This is a genomic window from Microbacterium sp. ZW T5_56, from assembly GCF_044987425.1.
Lineage (GTDB): Bacteria > Actinomycetota > Actinomycetes > Actinomycetales > Microbacteriaceae > Microbacterium.
On sequence record NZ_JBJDRI010000006.1, the window covers coordinates 100,779 to 126,672 of the forward strand.

Here is a 25,894-nt window from a genome sequence, read left to right on the forward strand (position 1 = left end):
CCATCCTGCCCCGCCGGTCGATGCGCCACCGGTGAATAGCATGGAGGGATGAGTTCCCCCTTCACCCAGGACACGTATCAGGTGCGCATGGATTGGGGGACGACGGGGCTTGCCCGTCTCGCACCGGCGGACGTGGTCGTCGTCGTGGACGTGCTCCGCTTCTCATCGGTGGTCTCCGAGCGCACCGCCGCGGGCGAAGAACTCGCGCTGGCAGATCTTGCACCGCGCTCTCTCAACGGAGCGGCCGTCGCCGCCTACGCTGCGGCGCAGGAGCATACGCCGGTCGTGTTGATCGGGTCCCTTCGTAATGCCTCGGCCATCGCAGATGCCATCGTCGATCTGCAGAACCTGCGTAGCGCTCGCACGGCGGTGGCCGTGATCGCGGCAGGAGAACTCACCTCCCGAGACCCCGACGCTCACGTGCGCTTCGCCGTGGAGGATCAGCTCGGCGCGGGCGCGATCATCGATGCGCTGAGCGCGCGCGGCCTCGATCACACCTCGCCGGAGGCCGCGGTCGCCGGTGAGGCGTATCGGGCGCTCGCCGGTGCCGTGCGCCACTTGCTGGGCGCCTCGGGATCAGGACGGGAGCTGATCGCGCGGGATGAACGAGCTGTCACCGCTGCGGCCGCCACCGTGGACGTCGACCGGGTCGCGCCACGGCTGGTCGACGGCGTCATCCGCGGCTAACGCGCTACTGCTTGCGCAGCGTCGCCACGGGATCTTGGCCTGGGAGCCAGGTGACGACCGTGCGGAAGTACTTTCCGGACGGGGCGGACGATGGGTCGAACTCGTCGCTCGGATAGGTCCAGGTCTGCTGCTCGCCGTAGACGAGTTCGTCGCGGCAGGACGAGGACTCTCGGTAGGTCGAAGCGTCGGCCGCTGGCCCGATCAGAGTGACCGCATAGACGCAATGCAGATCCTGACGCTCCACCGCCCATAGGGAGGTCAACCCGAACACGGCGACGGGCGTTGCGTGCGGTCCGCCGAGCTTGAACACGATCTGCGCCGTGCGTTCCACGACTGCGTTCGGTTCCAGGGGCGCTGTCGTGGTTTTCACATCGACCCACGTCGACATGAGCCGTGCCGGCTGCGCGTCCGTCCACCAGGCGTCGACGACTTCCTTCGCCGAGTATTCGTCCGCCGTGACCGGGTACGACGAGAGCCGTGCGCCGTTTTCCGTCTCGGGCGCGCACGCGAGGACTTCAGATAGATGCGTGCCGTTGGTCTCGGTGAGTGGCGCGGCGATGAAGCACCGGGTCGCGCGATCCGTTGAGCGGGCCTCCCACACCGCGGCATCGAAGAGCGTTCCGATGTAGACGAGAGTCCCCGGATCGGTTTGATTCGCGAGTGCAGCCCGTGCGACGACTCGTGTTGCCGCGATGGAATCGCCCACGGCCACCATGCCCGCCGCGGAAGTCGACGCGGGAACCCAGGCGTTCACCGCCCACCCGGCGGTGAACGCTGCAACCAGTGCTGCCGCCGTTGCAAGGAGCGCAAAAGCGCGACGCGGGCGACGCGCGAGGGAGGGGAGTGGCTGTGGCACCGATGCATCGTTCACGACTTCGGCGTCATGGCGACCGGCCGGAGGACCATCGAGCTGGGGCTGCATGAGCTCCGTGAGGCGCTGCGCCTCCGCCGGCTCCAGTCCAGCGCCCTCGCGGCCATACGCTGCGGCGAGCAGGCGCCGCCGCTCCTCCGCTGACATCTGGTTCATCGTTCTCCCTCTTTATGGACCGGCGTCTCCCGCTTCGGTACCCAGATCATCGTAGAAATTTCGCCGCGAAGAGAAGCAGCACAGCTTCGCCGCCCGTGTACCCGAGCCGCGCGTCCCTCACTGACCACGTGCGGCATCGATCCCGTTTCCCCGCGCGGCGCCGACCATGATGCGCGAGCGATGAGTCGGCGGCGCATCGATCGGGCTGACACCGCCTACTCGGCGAGGAGCGAAGCGACGGGCTCCTCCCCGGGGACCCAGGTGATGACCGTGCGGACGGGCGGTGCGTCGGGGGAGTTGAAGTCGGGACCGGGGAAGGTCCACGTCGGCGACTCGCCATCCTCGCGGCACGAGGAGGCGCTTTCGAAGCCTGCCACGTTCACGTCCGATCCCGACAGCGTGATCGCGTAGATGCAGCGTGGTCCGTCGCGCTCCACCGCCCAGAGGGCGGTGAGCCCGGAGACGGCCACAGGCGTCGCGATTGTGCCCTCGCCTTCGCTGGGCGCAGCCCGCGTGCGATCGATGATCACGCTCGGCGCCAGCGGAGTCACTGTGACCTCCTGCCACATCGGCTCGAGCTGGGCCGGCCGCTGCCCGCCCCACACCGCCTGGATCGTCCCCCGCGCCGTGTACAGCTCCCCGGAGGCGGAGGTCGACCACAGCTCGGCAGCGCCCGCCGATTCCGGTGTGCAGGTCAGGAGGTCGGCACCGGCCGGCTGGCTCGCGTCGGGAATGGTGGCCAACACAAAGCAGCGGCTGTCGCGATCCGCCGAACGGGCTTCCCACACGACGGCACCGTTCAGCATCCCGATGTTCACGAGCGTGTTGGGATCCGCTTCGTTGGCGACTTCCCCGCGCGCGGCGTCGAGGGTGGCGGCGACGGCTGCGTCCACGGGGATCTGCGCCTCATCCGTCGCGGGCACGGGTATCCAACCGCGTCCCACCCAACCGACGGCGAGGGCCACAACTGCCACACCCACGATCGTGAGGAGGCTCACGAGGAGACGGCGGGGGTGCTGCGCCGTGGCCGCCGTGGACAGAGCGACCGTTTCCACAGGGTGTGCGAGCGCTCCGGCGTCGTCCCGCTGGTGAGTGTCCGCCAACGGCGAGTGAGCACTTCGGAGGAGCTCGGTGAGCCGCTGCTTCTCCACCGCATCGAGGCCCGCTCCCTCGCGCCCATACGCCGCGGCCAGGAGGCGTCGACGTTCCTCGTCCGAGCTATCGTCCATGATTCCCGTCCGTCCCCCCATCTCACTCCTGCCAGATCGGAACCAACGTCGGGGTGCCGTCCACGGGCCATTCGACGCGCCAGAACCAGGTGGGCTGCGTGTCGTCCACCGGTGCGTCCGGCAACATCAGGCGAGGATCCAAGTCCACCGACGATTCTCGAGGACCGCCCTGCGGATCCTGCTGGTTGTCCAGGTAGCTGATGATCGTGTTCTCGGCTGTCGCGACGACGACCGCACGGGCGCCCTGCGCCGTCCCCGCCCAGTAGCTGAAGCTGACCGCGCGCGCGTCGGACACTCCGGCGGTGAGCGAGAAATCCAGCAGCGTCGGAGGCGCATCCCACTCGGTGATGCCGAACACTCGCGCGCGATCCTCCGCAAGCTCGCCGAGGGCCGCGAACGTGAGGGCGCTGCCGAGACTTTCAGCCGTCGGTTGCGCCGACGCGGTCAGACGGGCGATCGAGTCGGAATTCCACGCAACACTCGTCGTGAATTCGGTCTGCGCGCCGCCCTCGGCCGTGTGAACGTCGGTCTGCAGAACCATGTCGGTTGTCTTCGGCGGGGTGCACAGCGGATCAGTCGGTCGGGGCATGACGGATATGGAGACGGGAAGCACGCAGCGCTCGCCTGATTCGGGCACGCCCGCGAAGTAGTCGATTCCGTTGAGCGATCCGGCGTAGTTCCAGGTCACCCAGCCATGCGTCGCCGCGATCTTCTCACCCGTTTCGACCACCTGCTGCAAGGCTTCGGGGGCGGTGGGAACGGTGGCACGACCCACGAAGAACGCGGCAGCGAGCGCAGCGAACAGAGCGAAGACACCAACAGCGGCCACGACGATCCGTCCCCGACGTCGCGAGGGCGCGGACCGCACGGCGGGCACCTCCGACTCCTCACCGATGCCGCCCAGGAGATCACGGAGGTCCTCCGCACGCGCCGTCGCATCCGGCGGGACGACCTGGGCCGGGGCGGCGGATTCTTCAGCCCGTCGTGTCAGCTCATCGAGGCGTCCCAGCTCCGTGGTTCCCAGCACATCTCCGCGCCGGAACACACGCCGCTGCAGCTCGCGGAGTTCTCGGGCATCGTCGTCGCTGAGCATGCCCCCATCTTCGCCTAACCGCGCGCACTCACCATTCAGCGCGGAGCGACGGCCGCCCGTCGTGTTGCGGCGGAGATCTCGCGCCGTGTCCACGTGAAGTGAAAGCGCGGGTCGTATTGCGCCGCGCACTTCACACATGAGGCGAGTCGTGTGGGTTTGCGGTGCCGATATGCGAGATGGCCCGCGGGGCAGACGCCCACCCAGGGCGCGAGCTCGTTGGCTGTCTCCCCGCGATGGGTGGTGCCTCCGACGTATCCCAGATCGCGTGCGATGCGCTTCCACCGCGGCCCGTGACCTGCGGCAGGACCGGCCAAGGCATGGGCCACCTCATGCAACAGCGTCTGGTGATTGGTGTCGTCGTCGTACCGGGCCGCCAGGTAGCGCGAGACAGAGATGCGCTTGCGGTTGTAGTCGCACAGCCCCGCGCGACGCTTCGCATTGTCGAAACCGAACGTCCACGAGGGGTCCAGATGAGTGTGGATGAGCGCGTTCGCCCAGACCTCCACGCGCCCCAACTCTGACATGTTCTCAGCTTACGGCGGGCCTCCGACAGTGGGCTCGAGCGGCGAGCGGCGAGGGCTCGCTGACTAGAATGACATCACCCCCATCCGCCTGATGAGAGCAGAGCATGAGTGATTTCGCACCGTCCCCCGTCGGCGTTCTGTGTGTGGGGGAGACGATGGGCGTGGTCACCACGAGCGATGCGTCGCCGGTGGTGACGGGGACGAGCTTCCTGCTGGAGACCGGTGGCGCCGAATCGAACGTCGCGGCGCACCTGGCGACGCTGGGTGACCAGGCATCGTGGTTCAGCGCGCTCGGTGCGGACGCGGTCGGAGAGCGCATCCTCCGACGCCTGCGCGCCGCGGGCGTCGATGTCTCGCTCGTCGAGGTGCGTGCGGGCGAGCGGACCGGCCTTTACGTCAAGGACCCGGGTAACGGCGTCGTCTACTACCGCGCCGGCTCCGCCGCGAGCCGACTGAACGCGGACGACGCGCGTGCGGTCCCCATCGAGCGCTTCCGCGTGCTCCACCTCTCGGGCATCACCCCGGCGCTGTCGCCGTCGTGCCGCGAGTTCGCCCTTGTGCTCATCGATCGGGCGCGCGAGGCCGGCGTCCTGGTGAGCTTCGATGTCAACCATCGCGCAGCGCTGTGGCCCGACCTGCAGACCGCGTCCGACGTGCTGCGGGAGTTCGCCGAGCGCGCCGACATTTGCTTCGTGGGACTCGATGAGGCCCAGGGGCTGTGGGATGTGGAGACGCCCGCCGACGTTCGGGCGCTGCTGCCTGACGTGCCAACGCTCGTGGTCAAGGACGGCCCGATCGGAGCTACAGAGTTCGATGGAGACTCCGAGACCTTCGTGGCAACGCCTCCCGTGGAGGTCGTCGAGCCGGTGGGTGCCGGCGACGCCTACGCGTCCGGATGGCTGCACGGTTTCCTGGCGGGTCAGCCCGCGGAGGAGCGTCTGCTCACCGGTCATGTGCGCGCGGCTCGCACGCTGCGTTCCGCCGGCGATCTTCCCGACGACATCCCGCGCGGCTGATCCCGGGCGCTGCGCCGACAGAAACCGGCGTGGGAGAGAGAAAAGGCCTCCCCGCGTGCGCCGGGAGATGTGTTTTCGATCTCCGTTGCCGCAGGGGTGCAGCGTCAGCGAACGGCGGCGTCCTCGGCGTCGCGCGAACGATTCTCCACCGGGCGACGGATCAACGACTCCCGACGCGCGGCGTCGACGCGTGGCTTCTCGGCCGGAGCGTCACCGGCGGACAGCCGAGCCTCCAGCGCATCGGCAACCGGCGTGGCCTGGTGCGCGGCGTCTCGCGCCCAACGACGATCGGCGGCGTCCACGTACATCAGGATCGACTCCAGCTCACCCTCGTCCGCGCCCGCCTGCTGGCGGAGGAAGAGCGACTTCTTGAAGTCGTGCCGAGCCAGGGAGTATTCGGCGTTGTCGAAGTTGAGTCGGCCGCGGTGCTGCACGGCGAAGGCGGCGATGCCGTGCCATCCCTGTGCCTCGGCCTCTTCGGCACACATCGTCAGCTCCTGCTCTGCGGCGCTGCTGCCACCGCGAGAGTGCACCACCGTGGCGTGCAGGATGCGGGCACGCAACAGGTCCTTGCGGGTGCCGGCCATACGCGCTTGACGCACGGACTGCTCCGACACCTTGAGCGCATCGTCGAATTGACCGAGCACCTTCAGTAACCACACGCGCTCCAGGAGGGCGGGGAGGCTGCGCTGGGCGCTGATCTCCTCGAGCCGAGCCTCGCACTCCTTCGGGTCGATCAGCTCGCGCAGAGTCTCCGGGTCATACCCGCGGATCAAGCTCACTCGTCGCTCCCTTCCCGATGGCGCTGTTCCTAGTGTGTCAGCGGTCCGCCCCGTGGCGCCTGTGGCACACCGATGACACGTGTCGCGATGCGCAAAAGGGCGAGAAATCAGCGATCGAAGATCGACGCATTGGGTCGCGGTGAGGCAACGGCGTCGGCATCCGTGACCGGCAGAGCACCCGACGCGAGCTGATCCACTTCGCGATCCGTGGCGATCTTCGCGGGATGAGGGCCCGCCGCAAGCAGCCGTGGAAGCCAGTCGGTGGGCAGTGGTGTGCGAGACGCTGCAAGCACCAGATTGCCGAATCGACGCCCCTTCAGCACCTGCGCCTCCGCAAGCACCGCGACGTGGGGGAGCACCTGGCGCAGCGTGGCGATCTGCCGGCGCGCGTAGGCCAGGCCCGGTCCGTCCGCCACGTTCACGAGGACCACCCCGTCCGCCGCGAGGAGTTTCGCGACGGAGGTGTAGAACTCCACGGAGGTGACGTGTGCCGGGGTCTGTGCTCCCGCGAACACATCGCTCACCACCAGATCCACCTGGCCGAGGATGCCGCCGGGTAGCTTCTCCACGCCGGCGCGGGCATCGCCGATCCGAACGCGAATCGCCGCACCGCGCGGCAGTGGAAGATGTTCGCGAACGAGGTCCCAAAGCCCGGGTTCCAGCTCGATCACCTGTTGGCGAGAGTCGGGTCGGGTGACGGCGATGTAGCGGGGCACGGTCAGAGCGCCACCGCCGAGGTGCACCGCGGTGAGGGGCTCACCGGCGGGCTTCAGGACATCGATCACCGCTCCGATGCGGGCGATGTACTCGAAGTGCAGATGCGTGGGGTCGTCCAGATCGACGTGGGACTGAGGCGTCTCATCCACCAGCAGCTCCCAGCCGCTGGTGAACTCGCTGCGCGCGACGCGCGCGAGCGTTCCATCGCTCAGCCGCACCCGCGGGGAGTCGGGCTCTTCTCTGCTGCGTCGTGCCACCCCTCGAGCGTACTCGCGCCGGTGACGGCGCCGCCGCGGCGGGTGGGCAAGCGTGTGCGGAAGGCGCCTTTCTGTGCGCGGAATCCCCACCGCGCAACCGCAATCAGGCCGCGTCGCGGGCCATCTTGCCAGCGAGAGGACCCCGAAATTCCGCGCGTACACTCGGCGTCGCGCCACATTCTGTCGGAGTGTCACGAATTTCCACACTTGATAACGATCCTGAAAACTTTTTGTCATTTCGACCGGCGGTCCGTAGACTCACGAGAAATGTAAGTGCTCCTAACAAAGCACGTCCACAGCCTCCCGGGCCGCCCGGGTTTCAACGAGGAGACAAACGTGAACAAGCGCATGTTGACCGTCGCCGCATTCGGCGCAGTCGCGGCCTTCGGCCTGACCGCCTGCTCTTCCGGTGGTTCCACCGGTGCCGGCGAGGCCACCGTGAACCCTGACGACAACAAGGACGTGACCATCACGGCCTGGATCATGCAGGGCACCAACCCTGACTCCAGCGCGTACCAGGAGAAGGTCGCTGCGGCCTTCAAGGAGAAGACCGGTGCCACGGTCAAGTTCGAAGAGATCCAGTGGGCCGACGGACACGACCGATTCGTCACGAGCATCGCCGGTGGCACCACCCCCGACGTCGCCGAGACCGGCACCACCTGGACCCCGGAGTTTGCTGACGCCGGCGCGCTGCTGGAGCTGGACGACTACGTCGACTCGGTCGATGGACTGAAGAAGGACCTGGTTCCGGGTCTCGAAGAGGCCGGCACCTATGACGGCAAGCTCTACGGCATGCCGTGGTACGCCGGTGTGCGCTCCATCATCTACCGCGCCGACATCTACGAAGAGCTCGGCCTGTCGGCTCCGAAGAACTGGGACGACATCATCAAGAACGGTGAGGCCATCAAGGCGGCGCACCCCGAGATGGCCGCGTTCGCGGTTCCCGGCAACGCCGAGTTCCAGGTCTACCCCTGGGTCTGGGGCGCTGGCGGCGAGGTCGCCGTCAAGGACGGCGACAAGTGGAAGAGCGAGCTGGACTCCGAGAAGTCGGTCGAGGGCTTGCAGTTCTATACGGACCTCGCCACCAAGTACGGCTTCTCCACGGCGGGTGCCACCACGTGGAAGGAGACCGACGTGCGTGACGCGTTCACGAGCGGCACGGTCGCCACGATGATCTCCGGCTCCTGGACCCCGAAGTCGCTGCTGGAGAAGAACCCGGAGCTCGAGGGCAAGATCGGTGCCGCGGTCATTCCGGCCAAGGACGGCGGCATCGCCGGTTCCGTGCTCGGCGGCTCGCACCTGTCTGCGTTCAACACCACCAAGCACCCGGAGCTCGCCTGGGAGCTCATCAAGATCATGACCACGGGTGAGCTCGCCAGCGAGTGGGCCAGCCAGACCGGCTACTTCCCCGGCATCAAGAGCGGCCTCGACGAAGCCCTGAAGTCGACCGACCCGCTGGTGGCTCCGTTCGCCGAGCAGATGGTCGACGGCGGTGCCTCGGTGCCCGTCACCCCGAAGTTCGGTGCGGTTCAGGCCAAGCAGACCACCAACACGATGATCCAGTCGATCCTCAGCGGACAGAAGGACGTCGCCACGGCGACGAAGGACGCCGCTGCGGAGATGACCGACATCCTCAACCAGAAGTAATCCGGGGCGCGCCTTGAGTTCCATCCAGGCGCCCGCTCCCGCCCCGGGCGCGGCGACTTCGGTCGCCGCGCCCTCGGGCGCCGGGCGTGGCCGACGCTTCATCACCATGGCCAAAGCACGGCCGTGGCTGCTTCTCGCACCCGCCCTGGTAATCCTCGGCGGCCTGATGATCTGGCCGCTGATCCGGGTTGTCATCATCTCGCTGCAGAACTACGGTCTGCGCGAGATCAACACGGGCAAGTCCAACTTCAACGGCGTCGACAACTACACCGAGGCGTTCAGCTCGCCGACGCTGTGGACCGTTGTGCTTCCCAACACCGTCGGCTTCGCGATCGTCTCGGTGCTCGGCACCGTCGCCTTCGGAACGCTCGTCGCGTTGCTGCTCGCTCGCCTCGGCACGACGTGGCGCACCATCGTCTCCAGCGCGATCATGGTGGCGTGGGCGATGCCCGCCGTCACCGGAACCTACGTCTGGACCTGGGTCTTCGACGCCGACAAGGGCCTCGTGAACTCCCTGCTGCAGGGTGCCGGGATCATCGATGAGCCTGTCAACTGGTTCACCAACCGCTGGTCGTTCTACGGCATCGTGCTGCTGAACGTCATCCACCACGGCTTCCCGTTCATCGCGATCACCATCCTGGCGGGCCTGCTCGGCGTCTCGAAGGAGATGCTCGAGGCCGCAGAACTGGACGGCGCGAACGCCTGGACGCGGTTCTGGCGCATCACCTTCCCCACGCTGAAGCCGGTCTTCTCCGTGGTCGTGATCCTCTCGACCATCTGGGACTTCAAGGTCTTTGCGCAGGTGTACCTCATGCCCGGCGGCGCCGGCTCGAACCGCGAGGTGCTGAACCTCGGCGTGTGGAGCTACATCGAATCCTTCGGACAGAACCGCTACGGCTTCGGCTCCGCACTCGCCGTCCTGCTCACGCTCGTGCTGATGGGCATCACCGCGGTCTACATCCGCACACTCTTCAAGGAGGACCAGCTGTGAAGCAGAAGAGCCTCACCGGCAAGGTCGGGATCGGTGTCGCTGTCGCGGCGCTGCTGATCTTCACGCTGTTCCCTGTCTACTGGATGATGAAGTCGGCCTTCGACAAGCGCGCGGGCGACGGCGGATCCTCCTTCCTGCCGAAGGAGTTCGGCTGGGACAACTTCGCCTACGTGCTGGGCGACGCCGGCTTCGGGCTGTATCTGCGCAACTCGCTGATCGTGGCCGCGGTCGTGGTCCTCATCAGCGGCTTCGTCGCGCTGCTGGCCTCCGTGGCCGTGGCGCGCTTCCGCTTCAAGTTCCGCACCACCATGCTGATGATGATCCTTGTGATCCAGATGGTGCCGCTCGAGGCGCTCGTCATCCCGCTGTTCCTGCAGGTGAAGAGCCTCGGACTGCTCAACTCCCTGCTGGGCCTGATGGTGGTCTACGTCGCCCTCTCGCTGCCCTTCGGCATCTGGATGCTGCGCGGCTTCGTCGCTGCGGTTCCGGTCGAGCTCGAAGAGGCCGCGTATGTCGACGGTGCCTCGTGGTGGCGCATGTTCCGCTCGGTCATGCTCCCGCTCACAATGCCCGGCCTCGTCGCCACCAGCGTCTTCTCCTTCATCACTGCCTGGAACGAGTTCATCTTCGCGATGACCATCCTCGGCTCTGAGAGCGACCAGTACACGGTGGCCATTGGCCTCAAGTCCTTCTTCGGACTGCACTCCAACGACTGGGGCTCCATCATGGCGGCTTCGACGCTGATCACCCTCCCGGTGATGATCTTCTTCGTGATCGTGCAGCGTCGCCTCAGCTCGGGCGTTGTGGCGGGAGCGGTGAAGGGATGACCTCCGAGGACGACCTTCGTCGCCTGGCGAACGGGGTGCTGTGGCCGGGTTTCCTCGGCCGTAGTGCACCGGCCTGGCTGCTGGATGAACTGCGAGCGGGACTTGCCGGTGTCGTGTACTTCGCTCAGAACGTGGGCGACGATCTGGCGCAGCTGAGCTCCGACCTGCGCGATGCGAATCCGTCGATCCTGATCGGCATCGACGAGGAGGGTGGCTCGGTCACGCGGCTCGAGACCACGCACGGCTCCACGGTGCTCGGCGCGGCTCAGCTCGGCTTCCTCGACGACCTCGACGCGACCCGTGCCACGGGGGCGGAGATCGCACGTCGCCTGCACGCGGTGGGCGTCAATGCGCAGCTCGGACCCGATGCGGACGTGAACACCGACCCGCGCAACCCCGTGATCGGTGTGCGGGCGTTCGGCGACGACGTCGACCTGGTCTCTCGTCACGGCGTCGCACAGGTGGAGGGCATTCAGGCCTCCGGTGCCGTCGCGGCGTGCGTGAAGCACTTCCCGGGGCACGGCGACACGCACCTGGATTCGCACCACGATCTGCCGACGCTGCGTCTCACGGAGGCGCAGCTGGCCGAGCACCGTGCGCCGTTCGTCGCCGCCATCGCGGCGGGTGTGGATATGATCATGACGGCGCACATCGTGATCCCGCAGTTCGGACCGCTGCCTGCGACGCTGAACGCCGAGATCCTCGGCGGCCTGCGCACGGACGGCTTCGACGGTGTCATCGTCACCGACGCGCTCGACATGGCCGCCATCCGCGAGACCTACGGACTCGGTGCCGGTGCCGTCCTGGCGCTGCAGGCGGGTGCCGATCTGCTGTGCATCGGCAACCCCACGAACCCGGGCGATGCGATGGCACCGGATCAGGACGAGCGCGACTTCTTCGCCGTGCAGTCGGCCGTGATCGCCGCTCTTCGCGATGGGACGCTCGCGCCCGAGTCTGTGCAGGCCGCGGCCGATCGTGTCGCGGGTCTCGGACGACGCCTCGCCGCGTCAGCCCCGGGCGACGATGCCGCCGCTTTCGATGCTCAGGATCTCGCTGACCGTGCCGTGACGGTGCGTTCCGGTGCGAGCCTGGTGCCCGCCGCATCGGCCGTCGTGGTGGATGCACGCAAGCGCGCGTCGTTCGCTGTGGACAGCGCTGCCTCGTATGTCTCCACCGTCCTTGCGGCGGAGGGAAGCGTGCTGCGGGTGGATCCGGATCGCGCGACGGATGCCGAGCGCACCGCGGCGATCGCCGCGGCCGTGACCGATCCGGCGGAGCGCATCATCGTGCTGGTGGATCGCGTGGCGGTGGATCCTGCGCAGCGCGATGTCGTCTCGGCGGTGGCATCCACCGGTGCCGACGCCGTCGTGGTCAACACGGGCATCCCGGTCAGCGCGGACGCAGCGCAATGGCCGATCCCGCTGGTGCAGGTTCGGGCGTCGAGCCGACTGGCAGCTCTCGCCGCACGGAAGATCCTCGTCCGCGACTGATCTTGCTGACGACGGGCGCATCTCCTTCGGGGATGCGCCCGTCGTCGTTCGCGGACTTATCCACAGATGAGCCATATGAGGGTGGCAGGACCGGCCCGGCTGTTAGCGTCGGACGACACGATCGGGGCCTGGGGGCACCCGATGGTCTTCTGCTCGGGACGTTGGTGCATGCCGGCGTCCGGTCGCGACGGATTGTTCCGTCACCTCGCGAGCATCCATCACGATCTGGGGGTCATTTATGCGCCGAATACTGGCGTCCGCATTCGTCGCCGCCGCTCTGGCCGCGGGGACCGCTCTGGCGGTCGCGCCCGCGGCGAGCGCGGCTGAGCGACCGGTCGAGATCACAAATCCGCAGGTGCTGCTCGGGGGCGAGCCTGTCGACCCGAGCACGCCGCTCACCACCGATGACCAGCTGCGCTTCCAGGCGGACTGGCACGTCGCAGGACAGGTGAACGCCGGCGACACGTTCACGGTTCCGCTGCCCTCCAGCTTCGAGCTGGTGCAGTCCGCTCCGTTCTCGCTGCTGGATGAGACCGGCACACCGATCGCACGGTGCGAGTACCAGGCCACGGCCATCCTGTGCACGTTCCTTCCCGACGGTCCCTACCGCGACCCGCAGGGTGACATCTGGTTCGTCGGCACGCTGGAGGAGACGGCCGAGGGTGAGCCGGGGCCGGTCTGGGAGGTCGGCGGCGGGGCGATCCCGCTGCCCGTCCCCACGCCCGCCACACCGGGGGAGTGGCGACCGGGGTTCGGCACCGACAAATCCGGTTCGGGCGAGATCGTCGACGGCAAGGCGGTCCTCATGTGGAACATCCTGATGTGGCCGGGCAGCAGTCCCGATGACGCCCAGGCCGTGCGTCGCTTCGACGTGAGCGACACGCTGACGTCCACGTCGCCGAATCAGCCGCACACGCTGGTCGCCGACTCGTTCGTGCTCACCCGTTACCAGCAGGACCCCACCGACCCGACCAAGGGCCTCATCGAGACGCGCATGGATCTGCCGCTGGACGGCAGCTACGTCGCCGGATACTCCAACTTCCTCGGCGAGACGTTCAGCGCGCCGACGGTGGACGACTCCGCCACGAGCTTCACGTTCTCGATCGACGACATGGCCTTCGGATATCAGTACCGTCTGCGCTACACCTCCGTCGCGACCGGCGCCGTCTCCTTCGAGACAGACCTCTTCGCCAACGACGCACTCGTCAACGGCGAGTCCAAGGACGCCACCGTGACGCCGAAGGCGTTTGGCGGCGGCGGTGCGGACGCCGGCGAGTACACCTCGTTCGCGGTCTCGAAGCAGCTCACGAACAACTCCGACGCGGAGCTTCCCGACAGCTACGAACTCACCGCCACGTCTGGGGACGTCACCGAGACCATCGCGGTTCCCGCCGACGGCACTCTCGTGAACTCGGGCTATTACCCGGCAGACACCCCGATCGTGCTGTGCGAGAAGGTGCCCGACGTCGATGACGTCACGTGGAAGCCGTACACGATCACCGGTGCCGGCGTCACGGGTCCGAACGCTGACGGCTGCTACTCGCTCGCGGGTGTCGGTGGTCAGCGGGTGGAGATCGTGCTGGCCAACGTTGCGGATCCGGTGACGCCGTCGCCGTCGCCGTCGCCGACACCGACGCCCACTGCGACGCCGACGCCCACGGCTACACCGACATCCACGCCGGAGCCCACGGCTACGCCGACGCCCACCGCGACGCCGACGGCCACGCCGGAGCCGACTCCGACGGTCACGCCCACAGCAACACCGTCGCCGACGGTGACGCCGGAACCGACTCCGACCGTCACACCGACGGCCACGCCAACCGCGACCGCGACTCCGACCGCGACTCCGACGACAACGCCAGAGCCGAGCATCACGCCGTCAACCACGCCGGACCCCTCGGCGACGGCGACAACGCCGGCCGCTCCTGTGACCTCCTCCGCTCCGACGAGCTCCGCTCCGCGCGGAACGACGCTGCCGACCACAGGTACCGACGGTGGCGTGCTGGGTGGCGGTGCGATCGCCGCCGCCGTGCTGGCCGCGATGGGGGCTGTGCTGGTGATCGCCCGACGACGCTCCAGCGTCCGCTGACCCGCGGCTGATCCGCTGACCTGACGACGTGCCCGGTGCCGCAAGAGCGGCACCGGGCACGTCATTCGCGTGTGGCCTCGGAGTACCATGTCGCATGTTCGAGACGCCAGATCTGGAAACCGTTCCGCAGCCACCCCTCGCCGGCGTCAGGGTTCTGGACGTGTCAACGCTGTTCGCCGGTCCGCTCGCCGCCACCTTCCTCGGTGATTTCGGCGCCGACGTCACGAAGGTCGAGCACCCGCGCCGCCCCGACGCCGCCCGCGGACACGGACCGCAGAAGGACGGCGTCAACCTGTGGTGGAAGACCCTGGGGCGGAACAAGCGCACCCTGACGCTCGATCTCAGTGCCGCCGATGGCGCTGAGATCCTGCTGCGGCTCGTCGCCGGCGCCGACGTGATGATCGAGAACTTCCGACCCGGCACCCTGGAGCGCTGGGGCCTGTCTCCCGAGCGGCTGTTCGAGGTGAATCCCCGCCTCGTGCTCGCGCGCGTCACCGCGTTCGGTCAGGTGGGTCCGTACGCCGGCCGACCGGGGTTCGGATCACTCGCCGAGGCGATGAGCGGATTCGCTGCGCTCACGGGCGCGCCCGACGGGCCGCCGACGCTGCCGCCGTTCGGTCTGGCCGACGGGATCACGGCTCTCGCCACCGCCTACGCCGTGATGGCCACGCTTCGCGCCACCGAGCGCGACGGCGTGGGCCAGGTGGTGGACATGGCCATCATCGAGCCGATCCTCATGCTCCTCGGTGGGCAGATCACGGCATGGGACCAGCTCGGCATCGTGCAGCCGCGCACCGGCAACCGCTCCGTGAACAACGCGCCCCGCAACGTCTACCGCAGCCGCGATGGCGTGTGGCTCGCCGTGTCCACCAGTTCGCAGTCGATCGCCGAACGCGTCATGCAGCTCGTGGGGCGCGCCGATCTCACCGAGCAGAGCTGGTTCGCCAGCGGCCATGAGCGCGCACAGCACGCCGACGAACTCGACGATGCCGTTCAGCAGTGGATCGGTTCACGCGACGCAGACGATGTGATCGCCCGCTTCGAAGAGGTGTCCGCGGCGATCGCGGCGGTGTCCGATGTGCGGGGCGTCGTTGCCGATCCGCAGTACGCGGCGCTGGGAACAGTGGCCCGTGTCCCCGACCCGGACTTCGGTGATGTCGCCATGCAGAACGTCCTGTTCCGGCTCTCGCGCACCCCGGGTTCGATCCGCTGGACCGGACGGGCGCACGGCGCGGACACCCGGGATGTGCTCACGGATCTGGGACTCAGCCCGCAGGAGATCGACGATCTGACGGAAAGAGGTGTCGTATGACGCGCCTGACCGGCCTCTACGTACCCGGCGACCGCCCGGATCGATTCGAGAAGGCTGCGAGCAGCGGCGCCGATCTCGTCGTCTTCGACCTGGAAGACGCCGTCGCGCCGGCGGCCAAAGCGGAGGCGCGGTCCCAGGTGGTCACCTGGCTCCGCGACCATGCCGAGACTCTGGACGTCGGTATCGAGGTGCGGGTCAACGCGGGCGACCTCGATGATCTCCGAGCCGTCGCCGAGCTTGCGCCCACCGTGGGAGTGCGACTCCCGAAGACCGAAGAGCTCGCCCTGCTGGACGACGTCGCCGCGCACATCGGCCGCCGCCCTCTCACCGCACTCCTGGAATCCGCGCGCGCCGTTCTGGACGCCCGTGCCATCGGCGAGCACCCCGCGGTCACCGCGATCGCGCTGGGTGAGAGCGACCTGCGCAGTCAGCTCGGGGGAGCGGACCAGGTTCTGGATCACGCTCGACTCACCGCGGTGTTCGCCGCGCACGCGGCCGGGCTCGATGCTCCGATGATCTCCGTGTTCCCGCGCATCGCTGACGAGGCGGGCCTCATCGCCGACACGCGACGCGGTGCGGATCTGGGCCTCGTCGGTCGCATGGCCGTACACCCGCGCCAGCTCGCGCCCATCCGCGCGGTGTTCGCTCCCACGCCGGAACAGGTTGCGTGGGCTCGCGAAGTGCAGGCCGCTCTGGGGGAGGGCGGAGTTGCCACGCTGCGCAGCGGCGAGATGGTGGATCGCGCGATGCGGGGCCGCGCGGACGCCATCCTTCGGGCCGTCGAACAGCACGGTTGACAAGCCGGTCCCCCCGCCCCTAAGGTCACTGCACCATACGAACGCCGGAATTGGAAACGTTTCCATCCGAACTCGATGGAAACGTTTACACACCGGCTCGACGAGGAGCGCCATGGGCGACAAACCGACACTGCACGAGGTGGCCGCGACCGCGGGCGTTTCGCTAGCGTCGGCGTCGCGGGCCCTCACCGGACGCTCGGCCAGCCCCGACATGGTTCGCCGGGTTCGCCAGGCGGCGAAGAGCATCGGCTACCTCCCCGACGCCACGGCGCGCCAGCTGCGCCTCGGTGGACGACGCCAGGTGGTGTTCGCGGTGGACGACATCGGAAACCCGAACTACGTGCAGATGCTCCGCGCCATCGAGGCCGAGCTCGGCGACACCATCCGCCTCAGCGTCTCAGCCACCGGTCGGGGCCCGGACCAGACCGTGGAGCTGGTGCGCAGCCTCAGCATGGGAGCGGGAGACGGCCTGATCATTTCGCCGCTGCGAGTCTCGCCCGCGTTGCGGCAGGCCCTCTCCGAGACCGTCGTCCCGGTGGTCGTGATCGGGAACCTGCACTCCGACCTCAGCATCGACTCCGTGTTCGTGGACTCGTCCGCCGCCATCGGAATGATCATCGACCACCTCGTCTCGCTCGGGCGCACGCGGATCGGCGCGATCCACGGACCGGGCAACACGAACCCGGGTGCTGCCCGACGCGCCGGCTTCGTGGCCGCGATGAAGCGTCACGGCCTGGCGGTTCCCGAGCACGCGCAGATCACCGCTCGCGACTTCACCTCCACGGCCGGCATCGATGCCGGAACCGAGCTGCTCACGCGCTGCCGGCAGGGCGGGGTCGAACTCGACGCCATCGTCGCGGTGAACGACCTGATCGGCATCGGCGCGATCCATGCGGCGCATCGCTTCGGCCTCCGCGTTCCCGCCGACCTGGCCATCACCGGCATCGATGACACCGAGCTCGCGGCCATCTACCTGCCCGGCCTGACCACCGTCTCCCTGCAGTCCGCGGATCGTGGCCGGCTGGCCGCCCGCATGCTGCTGTCCCGCTTTTCCGATCCCACTCGTTCCGCACAACACGCGACCGTCGAGGCCACCCTCGTCGTGCGCGGCTCGACTTCACTGGAGATGTCATGAGTGCACCAATAGTGACCGCGCGTCGGGGCGGTCTAGCCCGCACCCGTCGCAATGAGGCGATCGCCCTGGCGATCCCCACGGTCCTTCCCATCCTGATTCTGAGCGTCGTCCCGTTGTTCGTGGGTGTGGCGACGGCGTTCACCGACTCGCGCCTGGCACGTAATCACGACACGCAGTTCGTCGGGTTGCAGAACTTCGTCGACCTCGCCTCGGACACGCAGTTCTGGCAGTCCTTCGGCATCGGCATGATCTGGTCGGTCACCGTGACCGCCCTGCAGCTGGTCGGCGGACTGTGCCTGGCTCTGCTGCTGAACACGGATATGAAGTTCCGCGGCATCACCCGGGTGCTCGCGCTGATCCCGTGGGCCATGCCACCCGTGGTGGTGGCTGTGATGTGGCAGATGATCTACTCGCCCACCAACGGGCCGCTCAACTGGCTGATCGGCAGCCTGGGGGGTCCTGCCCACATCAACTGGCTGGGTGACTTCTCCCTCGCGCTGCCCGCGGTCATCCTCGTGGGCGTGTGGGTCGGCATGCCCCAGAACACCGTGGTGCTGCTGGCCGGATTGCAGAACGTCCCGGGGGAGTTGCTGGAGGCGGCGGCGGTCGACGGTGCGAGCGCCTGGCAGCGCTTCTTCCACGTCACGCTGCCTGCACTGCGCCCCGTCATCTTCTCCATCACGAGCCTGAGCTTCATCTGGAACTTCAACTCCTTCGGCATCGTCTACGTGATGACCGAGGGCGGCCCCGGCGGTCGGACCATGCTGCCGATGCTGTTCACCTATCTCGAGGCGTTCAAGTCACGCAACACCGGCAGCGCCGCCGCGATGGGAGACGTCATCGTCATCTTCCTGGTGGCGATCCTCACCGTTGCGCTCTGGCGCCAGCTGCGTTCAGACAGGAGCGAGTCATGACCACCTCAGTCGCGCGTCGCCGCACGGTACGCACCCTGCAGTATCTCGCTCTCGCCGGTTTCCTGATCTTCCTCGGCTTCCCGCTGCTGTGGTTGCTCTCCACCGCCTTCAAGTCCTCGGCGGAGATCAACTCGCTGGCGGTCAATCTGATCCCGGCGCAGCCGACGATCGACAACTTCATCGCCGCATTCGAGCGGCAGGGCCTGCCGCGTGCCGCGTGGAACAGCCTCGTGGTCGCCGTAGTCACCACGATCTTCACCACCGCGATCTCCATCCCCGGTGCCTACGTCATGGCGCGATACCAGGGGCGGATGCGGGCGGTCGGGGTCGGCTACATCCTGGTGAGCCAGATCTTCCCCGTGATCCTCGTGATCATCCCGCTGTTCTTCATCCTGCGTGGTGCGGGTCTCGTGGACTCGCTGCTCGGACTCATCGTGGTCTACACCGTCTACACGCTGCCGTTCTCGCTCTGGATGCTGCAGGGGTACGTGTCGGCGATCCCGTTCGACATCGAAGAGGCGGCCTCCATCGACGGCGCGTCGAAGTTCACGGCGATGCGCACCATCGTGTTCCCGCTGCTGATGCCGGGGATCGTGGCGACGGCGATGTTCAGCTTCGTCTCCGCGTACAACGAGTTCTTCTTCGCGCTCGTGCTTCTGCAGAACCCGGACAACTACACGCTTCCCATCGCGCTGGCGACTTTCGTCGGTGGCGAAGGAAAGGTCGCCGTCGGCCCGCTCGCCGCCGGTGCACTCCTGGCCAGCATCCCGAGCATCATCTTCTTCTCGCTGCTGCAGAAGCGCCTCGCCAAGGGGCTCATCTCCGGTGCCGTGAAGGGCTGACCTGCACCACCCATACGTTTCACAATCACAAGGAAGAGGAAAGAAGTGAACAAGCTTCACCGTTCAGCAATGCTGCTCGCGGCGGCCTCCGTCACGGCACTCGCACTCACCTCCTGCTCGCCGGGCGCATCAGACCCGGGCAGCAGCGGGGCCGCCACCGGCGACCCGGCAACGCCGGTCGAGATCACGTTCCAGTCGTTCTCCGACCAGCCGGCCGCGATCGCCGCGACCAAGGAGATCGTCGACGCGTTCAATGCAGACAACCCCGGCATCACCGTCAAGATCGTCCAGGCTCCCACTGACAGCCTCGACGACAAGCTGACCACGCAGTTCGTGGGAGGCGTGGCCCCGGACATCATCCACTACGAGGTGCTCGGCATCGTTCCGTTCGCGAAGGACGGCTACCTGGCCGATCTGTCCGACCTGCTCAGCAAGGACACCATCTCCGACATCGACCCCGGCGTGCTGGACTCCGTCACCGTGGACGACCAGGTGATCGGTGCTCCGACCGAGCTGCAGACCTACGTCGTGTTCGCCAACAAGAAGCTGCTGGAAGCCGCGGGCGTCACCGTGCCGACCGGCGACTCGATGACCTGGGACGAGCTGGCCGAGATCGCGAAGGCGACCACGGCGGGCGATGTCCATGGCATCACCTGGGGCATGAAGAGCCCGACGGCGGCGTTCATGAGCCTCGGCATGGGCTTCGGCTCCAGCTACTTCACCGGCAAGGGCGATGACATGAAGGTCGAGGTCAGCGACGCCGACCTTGAGGTCCCCAACCGTGTGAAGGCGATGATCGATGCCGGATCGGTGGACCCGATCGGTGTCACGCAGTCCGGCTCTGAGGTGCTCGCCACCTTCTACGCGGGGAAGGCCGCGATGACCGTGCAGGGCTCGTACCAGATCGCGAACATCGCAGCCGATGCGCCGGCAGACATGGACTGGGTCGTGCTTCCCCCGCTCGCGGGCAGCAAGGGCGCGGTTCAGGCGGCCAACCCGCAGACCCTGTCGATCAACATCGACTCGGAGCACCAGAAGGAGGCGGCGACGTTCATCGACTACTTCATGTCCACCGACAACCTGGTGAAGATGAACGTCGCCGACGGCCTGATCCCCACCACGACGTCCGCACGCGCGGCTCTGGAGGAGCAGACCAAGGAGCAGAACGGCTGGCCCGCGATCATGACCTCCGCGGAAGGTCTCGCCGGTCCCGTCTTCCTGCAGGCGAACGGGTTCGTGCGCTGGAAGGACACCGTCGCCACCCCCGGATTCCAGAAGTTCCTGGGCGGGGAGATCGACGACGCACAGCTGAAGTCCGAGCTCGACACCGGTTGGGCACAGGTCAACGGTTGACACCGGGTGGTGGGCCTTCGGGGCCCACCACCCCGCTGAGAGGAATGGCATGAACTGGATTCACGATCGAACCGCCGCGGTGCTGGCGGGCTCTGCGATCGGCGACGCCCTCGGCGGAGCCGCGGAGGGCTTCAGCCCGGAGGCGATCCGCGAGCGCTACGACGGGCGCATCGAGGGCATCGTTCCGCCGTATCACCTGGACTGGCAGACTGCCCGTCCCGTGAGCCCGTACCACAAGGGCGACGGGCACATCACGGATGACACCCTCATGACGCAGGCGCTCATCCGCGTGTACGAGGAGCATCGCGATCACATCGACGCGTTCGCCATCGCGGACCTGCTGGTGCCGCGGCTGCAGACCGAGGTGCGCTGGATCCCGGAGTTCGAGCGCGAGTCGATCATCCTGCACCGCATCTTCCTTGCGGAGAAATGGCTGGTCACGCGGCTGCAGTACGGCCACGTCGACCCGCGAGAGGCGGGCGTCGGCAACGTCGTCAATTGCGGTGCCGCGATGTACATGGCGCCCGTCGGTGTGGTGAACGCGGGTAATCCCCGTGCGGCCTACGCCGAGGCGATCGACGCGGCCGGTGCTCACCAGTCCAGCTACGGGCGCGAGGCAGCCGGCGTGTTCGCTGCGGCAGTCGCCGCCGCGGTGTCGCCGGGCTCCAGCGTGGATTCCGTCGTCGAGGCCAGCATCGCGCTCGCCCATGACGGCACGCGCGCCGCCATCGAGGCGGTGGTCGCTGCGGCACGCGCCGTGCGCGGTGGCGATCACGACGCGATCGGGCAGGCGCTGCGCGACGCCATCCGTCCATTCGACACCGTGGGCGACGCCTACCGTCAGCCGGCGATGGATGCGCGCATCCCCTCGCGCACCAAGGCGATCGAGGAGCTGCCGGTGGCGCTCGGATTCCTCGTGGCGTACGAGGGCGACTTCCGAAACACCATCCTCGGCCCCGTCAACTACGGCCGTGACTCCGACTCCATCGCCTCGATGGCCGGCAGCATCGCGGGCGGCATCGGCGGCATGTCGGTGATCGCGACGGACTGGCTCGACGCCATCGCCGAGGCGAGCCGGATGGACTTCTCGGAGCACGCGGATCGTCTGGCGAGCGTCGCCGAGGAGATCATGCGCAAGGACGCCGCGCGCGCCGAGGCTGACCTGCAGCGTCTCACCGCCGTCGCCGCCGGCGTGCTCTGATGCGGCTCACGTGGGCACAGCCCGAAGACCTGGTCGCGCACGAGCTGGTGCAGTCTCGGGCCGAGGGCCACGCGGTCGACGACATCGCCGACCGGTGGGCGAACGCGGGCGGATCGCTGGTTCCGGTGCGCGGCGGGGCGACCCCCGAGCGCGCGCCGGAGCCGCTCCGCTCACTCGCCCGTCAGCTCCTGATCGAGCTGGATGAGCGCGCCGCCGCCCCGGCACCGCGGTGGGAGGATGCGGCCACCCTCCTGCCCGCGCTGCCGATCCGGCCGGCGGGCGACGACCTCGCGGACCGTGTGCACGGCGCGTGGTCGGGCCGAGCGGCGGGGTGCCTGCTCGGCAAGCCGGTCGAGAAGATCCCGCGCGAGGGGATTGAGGAGATCCTGCACGCGACCGGACGCTGGCCGCTGCGGGAGTACTTCACCGCGCGGGATCTTCCGGCGGAGGTGTCGGCGCGGTGGCCGTGGAATCGGCGGTCCGCTGTCAACTCACTCGAGGAGAACATCGCGGGCATGCCCGAGGATGACGACCTCAACTATCCGCTACTCAACCTGCAGGTGCTGGAGCAGTCCGGCCGCGACTTCACCACCGACGACATCGCCCAGGCGTGGTTGTCGGACCTGCCCGCCGGACGAACCTTCACGGCCGAGCGCATCGCCTATCGCAACCTGCTCGACGGTTACGCGCCCGACGAAGCGGGACGCATTCGCAATCCGTTCCGCGAGTGGATCGGCGCGCTGATCCGTACCGACGTGTTCGGCTGGGTCAATCCCGGCGACCTCCACGAGGCCGCCCGCATGGCGCACGCCGACGCACGTCTCAGCCACACCGATAACGGCCTGTGGGGTGCGATGTGGGCTGCGGCCCTGGCGTCCGCGTCACTCGTAGCTGTCGACATCGACGAGGTGCTGGACATCGCTGCCGGCGTGGTGCCCGCGGACAGCGTGCTCGCGGCGGCCATCCGGCACGGGCGCGACCTCGGGGCCGGCGATCTGGACGATGCCGCCGCCCTTGACGAACTGCATGCCCGCTACGGCGACCTGCACTGGGTGCACACCGTGAACAACGCCGCGCTGATCGCCTTCGCGCTCGCCCGCAGCGGCGGAGACTTCGGACGCGGGATCGCGCTCGCCGTCATCGCCGGGTGGGACACCGATTCCGCCGGCGCGACGGTCGGATCGGTGCTGGGCGGTCTGCTCGGTCACCGCGCCATCCCCGCGGCGTGGACTGCACCCCTGCAGAACCGCATCGCCACCAGCCTTCCCGGCATGAACGACGTCGCGATCGACGATCTCGCCCGCCGGACTCTCGCTCTCATCCCCACGACACAGGAGCCCTGACATGACTTCCTCCCTCACCCTGCGCGAGCGCGCTCGCGGTTCGCTCGCGGGCCTCGCCATCGGCGATGCCATCGGACGGCCCGTGGAGGGCTTCTCCGCGCAGGAGATCCAGGCCAAGCACGGACGCGTCACCGGTTACCTCGACCCGGAGCCGGCGGGCAGCGACGACACGGAGTACGCGCTCCTCACCGCGAAGACGGTGGAGCGGGTCGGCGTGAACGCCACCGCCGAGGATTTCGCGGAGACCTGGCTCACGGACGTGCTGCCGCAGGCCGACGACTTCAAGGGCGGCGGCTTCAGCGAGATGGCGGCCATCGACAACCTCCGTCGTGGCGTTCGCCCGCCGCTGAGCGGCGACACGATGCACGGCTGGAGTGACGGACTGGCGATGCGCGTGAGCCCTCTGGGTATCGTCGCCGCCGGCGATGTCGACCTCGCCCGTCGTCTCGCCGAGGCCGATGGTGCCGTGAGCCACACCACGGAGGGCATCTGGGCCGGAGTCGTGGTGGCGGTCGCGGTGACCACCGCCCTCACCGGTGCAGACGCCGCCGCCTGTTACGACGCGGGTCTCGCCGCCATCCCGGCCGACAGCTGGACCGCACGCAATCTGCGTGACGCTCGCGACCTGGTGGGTTCGGGCCTCGACGATGACGCGCTGGCCATCGCGCTGCATGACCGCTTGGCCGTGGCCGACTACTACTGGGCAGACCTCGCGCCGGAGGCCGTGGGGCTGGCGATGGCGTCGGTGCTGCGCGCCGAAGGTCGCGCCGCGGAGTCCATCCTGTTCGCGGTGAACATGGGTCGTGATGCGGATACCACCGCCGCGATCGCCGGGACCATCGCCGGAGCGATCTCCGGGATCGACGCGTTCCCGCGGGACTGGGTCGAGGGCCTTCGTCCGGTGGTGGGCTCCTGCATCCGCTCCACGCGGGGAACCCACCCACTGGATGCCGCCGACAGACTGACCGCCCTCGTGGAAGGAGACGTGCGATGACCGACGCATTCGACACCATCGCCCGCGGTGTTCTCGCCGGAGAGGCCGCTTCCGCCTTCAACGCCGACTACCGCGTGTACGCCCTGCCACCCAAGCGCGTGGGCCGCGTGCGTACGCTGTCGCTGCTGGCCGACGAGACGCGGACCACCACCGTGCCCCGGCCGTTCACGCACGCGGCACCTCCTTCAGTCCTGCACCCGGGGCCGGGCGAGGCCCTCGAGTGGTTCACCTTCTCGGCACGTCAGCACACACATGAGCTGGGGTTGCAGGAATGGCGCTCTCTCGCCGAGACGGAGCCGCCCGTGCGGTCGCGCATCGGCACGAAGCTCGCGCTGCAGAACCTGCGCGCCGGGGCCGAGCCGCCGCAGTCCGGTCATGACAACGCCCACTACTTCGATGACATCGCCATGGTGCGGGCCCTGGCGGCCGTTGCGGTGGTGGGTGGCGACGGTGCGCGAGACGCCGCCGTCGCGGATGCCTCGGTGACGCACGCGCTGGACGGCGTCTGGTGCGCCGAGGCCACGGTGCAGCTCGCCTCCGCGCTGCTCGCCGGCGCGAGTGCTGCGGATGCCGTGACCGCCGCGGTGGATGTGCTGCCGGCACAGACCTGGTCGCGACGGATGGTCGAGGCCGCCCTGGCGGTCGCCGCCGACGCGCGCGGACCGCTGGATCGCGCGCGGCGACTGAGTGTCGAGGTGGGGGACTGGATCTACAGCTACCCCATCGCGGCGCCGGAGACGCTGGGCTTCCTGCTCGCGCACGTCAGCGTCGCCGAGTCCGCCGACGACCTGATGCTCGGCGTGCTGGCGCAGCCGCGCAACGCTGCCACCCTTCCGGCCGTCGCGGGCGCGATCGCCGCGCTGCGATTCGGTGAGGACTGGATCGCGGAGGACCTGCGTCTGGAGGACGCGCGTCTGACCGGGCTGTCGATCGCGTCGTTCGCCGGCTGCACGGTGGCGGAGGCCATCGGCTGAGTTCGCGGCTGTCCTGCCGCGCCGGCGGTCGAGTCGCTGTGACCGTGCTGTGCCGGTCGTGCCGATGACGAGCGTGGCACCCGAATCACGCGAGGGCCGATCGGAACTGTCCGATCGGCCCTCACGTCGTCTTGGCTCCTACTGCGCCTGGCCGGCCGACTGGCTGGTGGCGCCCGGCTGGCCGCCCGGGATGGGGCTCACGACCACGGCCGTGCCGTAGGCGCATACCTCGGAGAAGTTCTGTGCGATGTCGCCGGTGTCGAATCGCATCGCGACGATCGCGTTGGCACCGCGCTGCTGCGCGTCGGCGATCATGCGGTTCATCACGTCGTTGCGTGATTCGTACATGATCTTCGTGTACTCCGTCATCTCCCCTCCGCCCAGGGAACGGAATCCCGCCACGAAGTTCTGGCCGAAGTTGGCGGAGCGCACGGTGAGGCCCATGACCTCGCCGAGCACGGCCTCCACGCGATAGCCGGGGATGTCATTCGTCGTCACCACGATCATGGGTTGATCATGCCGCCGAGGTGCGTCGGCGCGATGCATCGGTGCGGCGTGTCAGCGCGAGTTACCTTCTGCGCGGCGGGCGCGGTGTCGTGGCTCGGACCGCCCCGCCGTAGCAACGCCGGGTATGTGAATGACGGATCTCGTGG

24 protein-coding genes are annotated in these 25,894 nt (G+C 68.3%); 17 read left to right on the forward strand and 7 right to left on the reverse strand.

Annotated elements, in window-relative coordinates; translation table 11 throughout:
- Positions 1–48: 48 nt before the first annotated feature.
- Positions 49–687, forward strand: a complete 639-nt coding sequence (locus ACI3KU_RS04600) for a 2-phosphosulfolactate phosphatase (RefSeq protein ID WP_404921108.1) — start codon at positions 49–51, stop codon at positions 685–687.
- Between the two features lie 4 nt (positions 688–691).
- Here ACI3KU_RS04600 and ACI3KU_RS04605 read toward each other — a convergent pair whose 3' ends face one another.
- The 4 genes from ACI3KU_RS04605 to ACI3KU_RS04620 form a co-directional block, all read right to left on the reverse strand.
- Positions 692–1,714: a hypothetical protein gene (locus ACI3KU_RS04605; protein ID WP_404921109.1), complete on the reverse strand. Its 1,023-nt coding sequence runs from the start codon at positions 1,712–1,714 to the stop codon at positions 692–694.
- Positions 1,715–1,929: 215 nt separating this feature from the next.
- The gene (locus tag ACI3KU_RS04610; RefSeq protein ID WP_404921110.1) at positions 1,930–2,943 is read right to left on the reverse strand and encodes a hypothetical protein; all 1,014 of its coding nucleotides are present in this window, start codon (positions 2,941–2,943) and stop codon (positions 1,930–1,932) included.
- 22 nt (positions 2,944–2,965) lie between these two features.
- Complete coding sequence (locus tag ACI3KU_RS04615; protein ID WP_404921111.1) at positions 2,966–4,036, reverse strand: hypothetical protein; 1,071 nt, start codon at positions 4,034–4,036, stop codon at positions 2,966–2,968.
- A 35-nt stretch (positions 4,037–4,071) separates the two neighbouring features.
- Positions 4,072–4,560 (reverse strand): SprT-like domain-containing protein, encoded by a 489-nt coding sequence (locus ACI3KU_RS04620; protein ID WP_404921112.1) that lies wholly within the window; start codon positions 4,558–4,560, stop codon positions 4,072–4,074.
- Between the two features lie 104 nt (positions 4,561–4,664).
- On the opposite strand from ACI3KU_RS04620, the gene ACI3KU_RS04625 reads away from it, so the two are divergent.
- Positions 4,665–5,576, forward strand: a complete 912-nt coding sequence (locus tag ACI3KU_RS04625) for a sugar kinase (protein ID WP_404921113.1) — start codon at positions 4,665–4,667, stop codon at positions 5,574–5,576.
- A 104-nt stretch (positions 5,577–5,680) separates the two neighbouring features.
- Here the strand turns inward: ACI3KU_RS04625 and ACI3KU_RS04630 are convergent, their stop codons facing one another.
- Both ACI3KU_RS04630 and ACI3KU_RS04635 read right to left on the reverse strand, forming a co-directional pair.
- The gene (locus ACI3KU_RS04630; protein ID WP_404921114.1) at positions 5,681–6,358 is read right to left on the reverse strand and encodes a hypothetical protein; all 678 of its coding nucleotides are present in this window, start codon (positions 6,356–6,358) and stop codon (positions 5,681–5,683) included.
- Positions 6,359–6,465: 107 nt separating this feature from the next.
- Entirely contained in the window at positions 6,466–7,332 is an 867-nt protein-coding gene (locus tag ACI3KU_RS04635) for a spermidine synthase (protein WP_404921115.1), read from the reverse strand.
- Positions 7,333–7,668: 336 nt separating this feature from the next.
- Between ACI3KU_RS04635 and ACI3KU_RS04640 the strand changes: the two genes are divergently transcribed.
- The 15 genes from ACI3KU_RS04640 (at position 7,669) to ACI3KU_RS04710 (ending at position 25,241) form a co-directional block, all read left to right on the forward strand.
- Positions 7,669–8,979, forward strand: a complete 1,311-nt coding sequence (locus ACI3KU_RS04640; RefSeq protein WP_404921116.1) for a sugar ABC transporter substrate-binding protein — start codon at positions 7,669–7,671, stop codon at positions 8,977–8,979.
- 13 nt (positions 8,980–8,992) lie between these two features.
- A complete protein-coding gene (locus ACI3KU_RS04645) occupies positions 8,993–9,970 on the forward strand; it encodes a carbohydrate ABC transporter permease (RefSeq protein WP_404921117.1) in 978 nt (325 codons plus the stop codon).
- On the forward strand, positions 9,967–10,797 hold the full coding sequence (locus ACI3KU_RS04650) for a carbohydrate ABC transporter permease (RefSeq protein WP_404921118.1): 831 nt from the start codon (positions 9,967–9,969) through the stop codon (positions 10,795–10,797). Before ACI3KU_RS04645 ends, ACI3KU_RS04650 begins: the two co-directional genes overlap by 4 nt.
- The gene (locus ACI3KU_RS04655; protein ID WP_404921119.1) at positions 10,794–12,287 is read left to right on the forward strand and encodes a glycoside hydrolase family 3 N-terminal domain-containing protein; all 1,494 of its coding nucleotides are present in this window, start codon (positions 10,794–10,796) and stop codon (positions 12,285–12,287) included. Before ACI3KU_RS04650 ends, ACI3KU_RS04655 begins: the two co-directional genes overlap by 4 nt.
- A gap of 238 nt (positions 12,288–12,525) precedes the next feature.
- Positions 12,526–14,376, forward strand: a complete 1,851-nt coding sequence (locus tag ACI3KU_RS04660; protein ID WP_404921120.1) for an Ig-like domain-containing protein — start codon at positions 12,526–12,528, stop codon at positions 14,374–14,376.
- A gap of 94 nt (positions 14,377–14,470) precedes the next feature.
- A complete protein-coding gene (locus tag ACI3KU_RS04665) occupies positions 14,471–15,688 on the forward strand; it encodes a CaiB/BaiF CoA transferase family protein (protein ID WP_404921121.1) in 1,218 nt (405 codons plus the stop codon).
- On the forward strand, positions 15,685–16,485 hold the full coding sequence (locus ACI3KU_RS04670; RefSeq protein ID WP_404921122.1) for an HpcH/HpaI aldolase/citrate lyase family protein: 801 nt from the start codon (positions 15,685–15,687) through the stop codon (positions 16,483–16,485). The genes ACI3KU_RS04665 and ACI3KU_RS04670 overlap by 4 nt, the downstream gene beginning before the upstream one ends.
- Before the next feature lie 112 nt (positions 16,486–16,597).
- On the forward strand, positions 16,598–17,620 hold the full coding sequence (locus tag ACI3KU_RS04675) for a LacI family DNA-binding transcriptional regulator (RefSeq protein WP_404921123.1): 1,023 nt from the start codon (positions 16,598–16,600) through the stop codon (positions 17,618–17,620).
- Positions 17,617–18,534, forward strand: a complete 918-nt coding sequence (locus tag ACI3KU_RS04680) for a carbohydrate ABC transporter permease (protein WP_404921124.1) — start codon at positions 17,617–17,619, stop codon at positions 18,532–18,534. Before ACI3KU_RS04675 ends, ACI3KU_RS04680 begins: the two co-directional genes overlap by 4 nt.
- Positions 18,531–19,376, forward strand: coding sequence for a carbohydrate ABC transporter permease (locus ACI3KU_RS04685; RefSeq protein WP_404921125.1), 846 nt, complete (start codon positions 18,531–18,533; stop codon positions 19,374–19,376). The genes ACI3KU_RS04680 and ACI3KU_RS04685 overlap by 4 nt, the downstream gene beginning before the upstream one ends.
- Positions 19,377–19,421: 45 nt before the next feature.
- Positions 19,422–20,729 (forward strand): ABC transporter substrate-binding protein, encoded by a 1,308-nt coding sequence (locus ACI3KU_RS04690; RefSeq protein ID WP_404921126.1) that lies wholly within the window; start codon positions 19,422–19,424, stop codon positions 20,727–20,729.
- A gap of 49 nt (positions 20,730–20,778) precedes the next feature.
- A complete protein-coding gene (locus tag ACI3KU_RS04695; protein WP_404921127.1) occupies positions 20,779–21,930 on the forward strand; it encodes an ADP-ribosylglycohydrolase family protein in 1,152 nt (383 codons plus the stop codon).
- Positions 21,930–23,273, forward strand: coding sequence for an ADP-ribosylglycohydrolase family protein (locus ACI3KU_RS04700; protein ID WP_404921128.1), 1,344 nt, complete (start codon positions 21,930–21,932; stop codon positions 23,271–23,273). The genes ACI3KU_RS04695 and ACI3KU_RS04700 overlap by 1 nt, the downstream gene beginning before the upstream one ends.
- A gap of 1 nt (position 23,274) precedes the next feature.
- On the forward strand, positions 23,275–24,267 hold the full coding sequence (locus tag ACI3KU_RS04705) for an ADP-ribosylglycohydrolase family protein (protein WP_404921129.1): 993 nt from the start codon (positions 23,275–23,277) through the stop codon (positions 24,265–24,267).
- Positions 24,264–25,241 (forward strand): ADP-ribosylglycohydrolase family protein, encoded by a 978-nt coding sequence (locus ACI3KU_RS04710; protein ID WP_404921130.1) that lies wholly within the window; start codon positions 24,264–24,266, stop codon positions 25,239–25,241. The genes ACI3KU_RS04705 and ACI3KU_RS04710 overlap by 4 nt, the downstream gene beginning before the upstream one ends.
- A gap of 138 nt (positions 25,242–25,379) precedes the next feature.
- Here ACI3KU_RS04710 and ACI3KU_RS04715 read toward each other — a convergent pair whose 3' ends face one another.
- A complete protein-coding gene (locus ACI3KU_RS04715; RefSeq protein WP_404921132.1) occupies positions 25,380–25,748 on the reverse strand; it encodes a YbjQ family protein in 369 nt (122 codons plus the stop codon).
- Between the last annotated feature and the right edge of the window lie 146 nt (positions 25,749–25,894).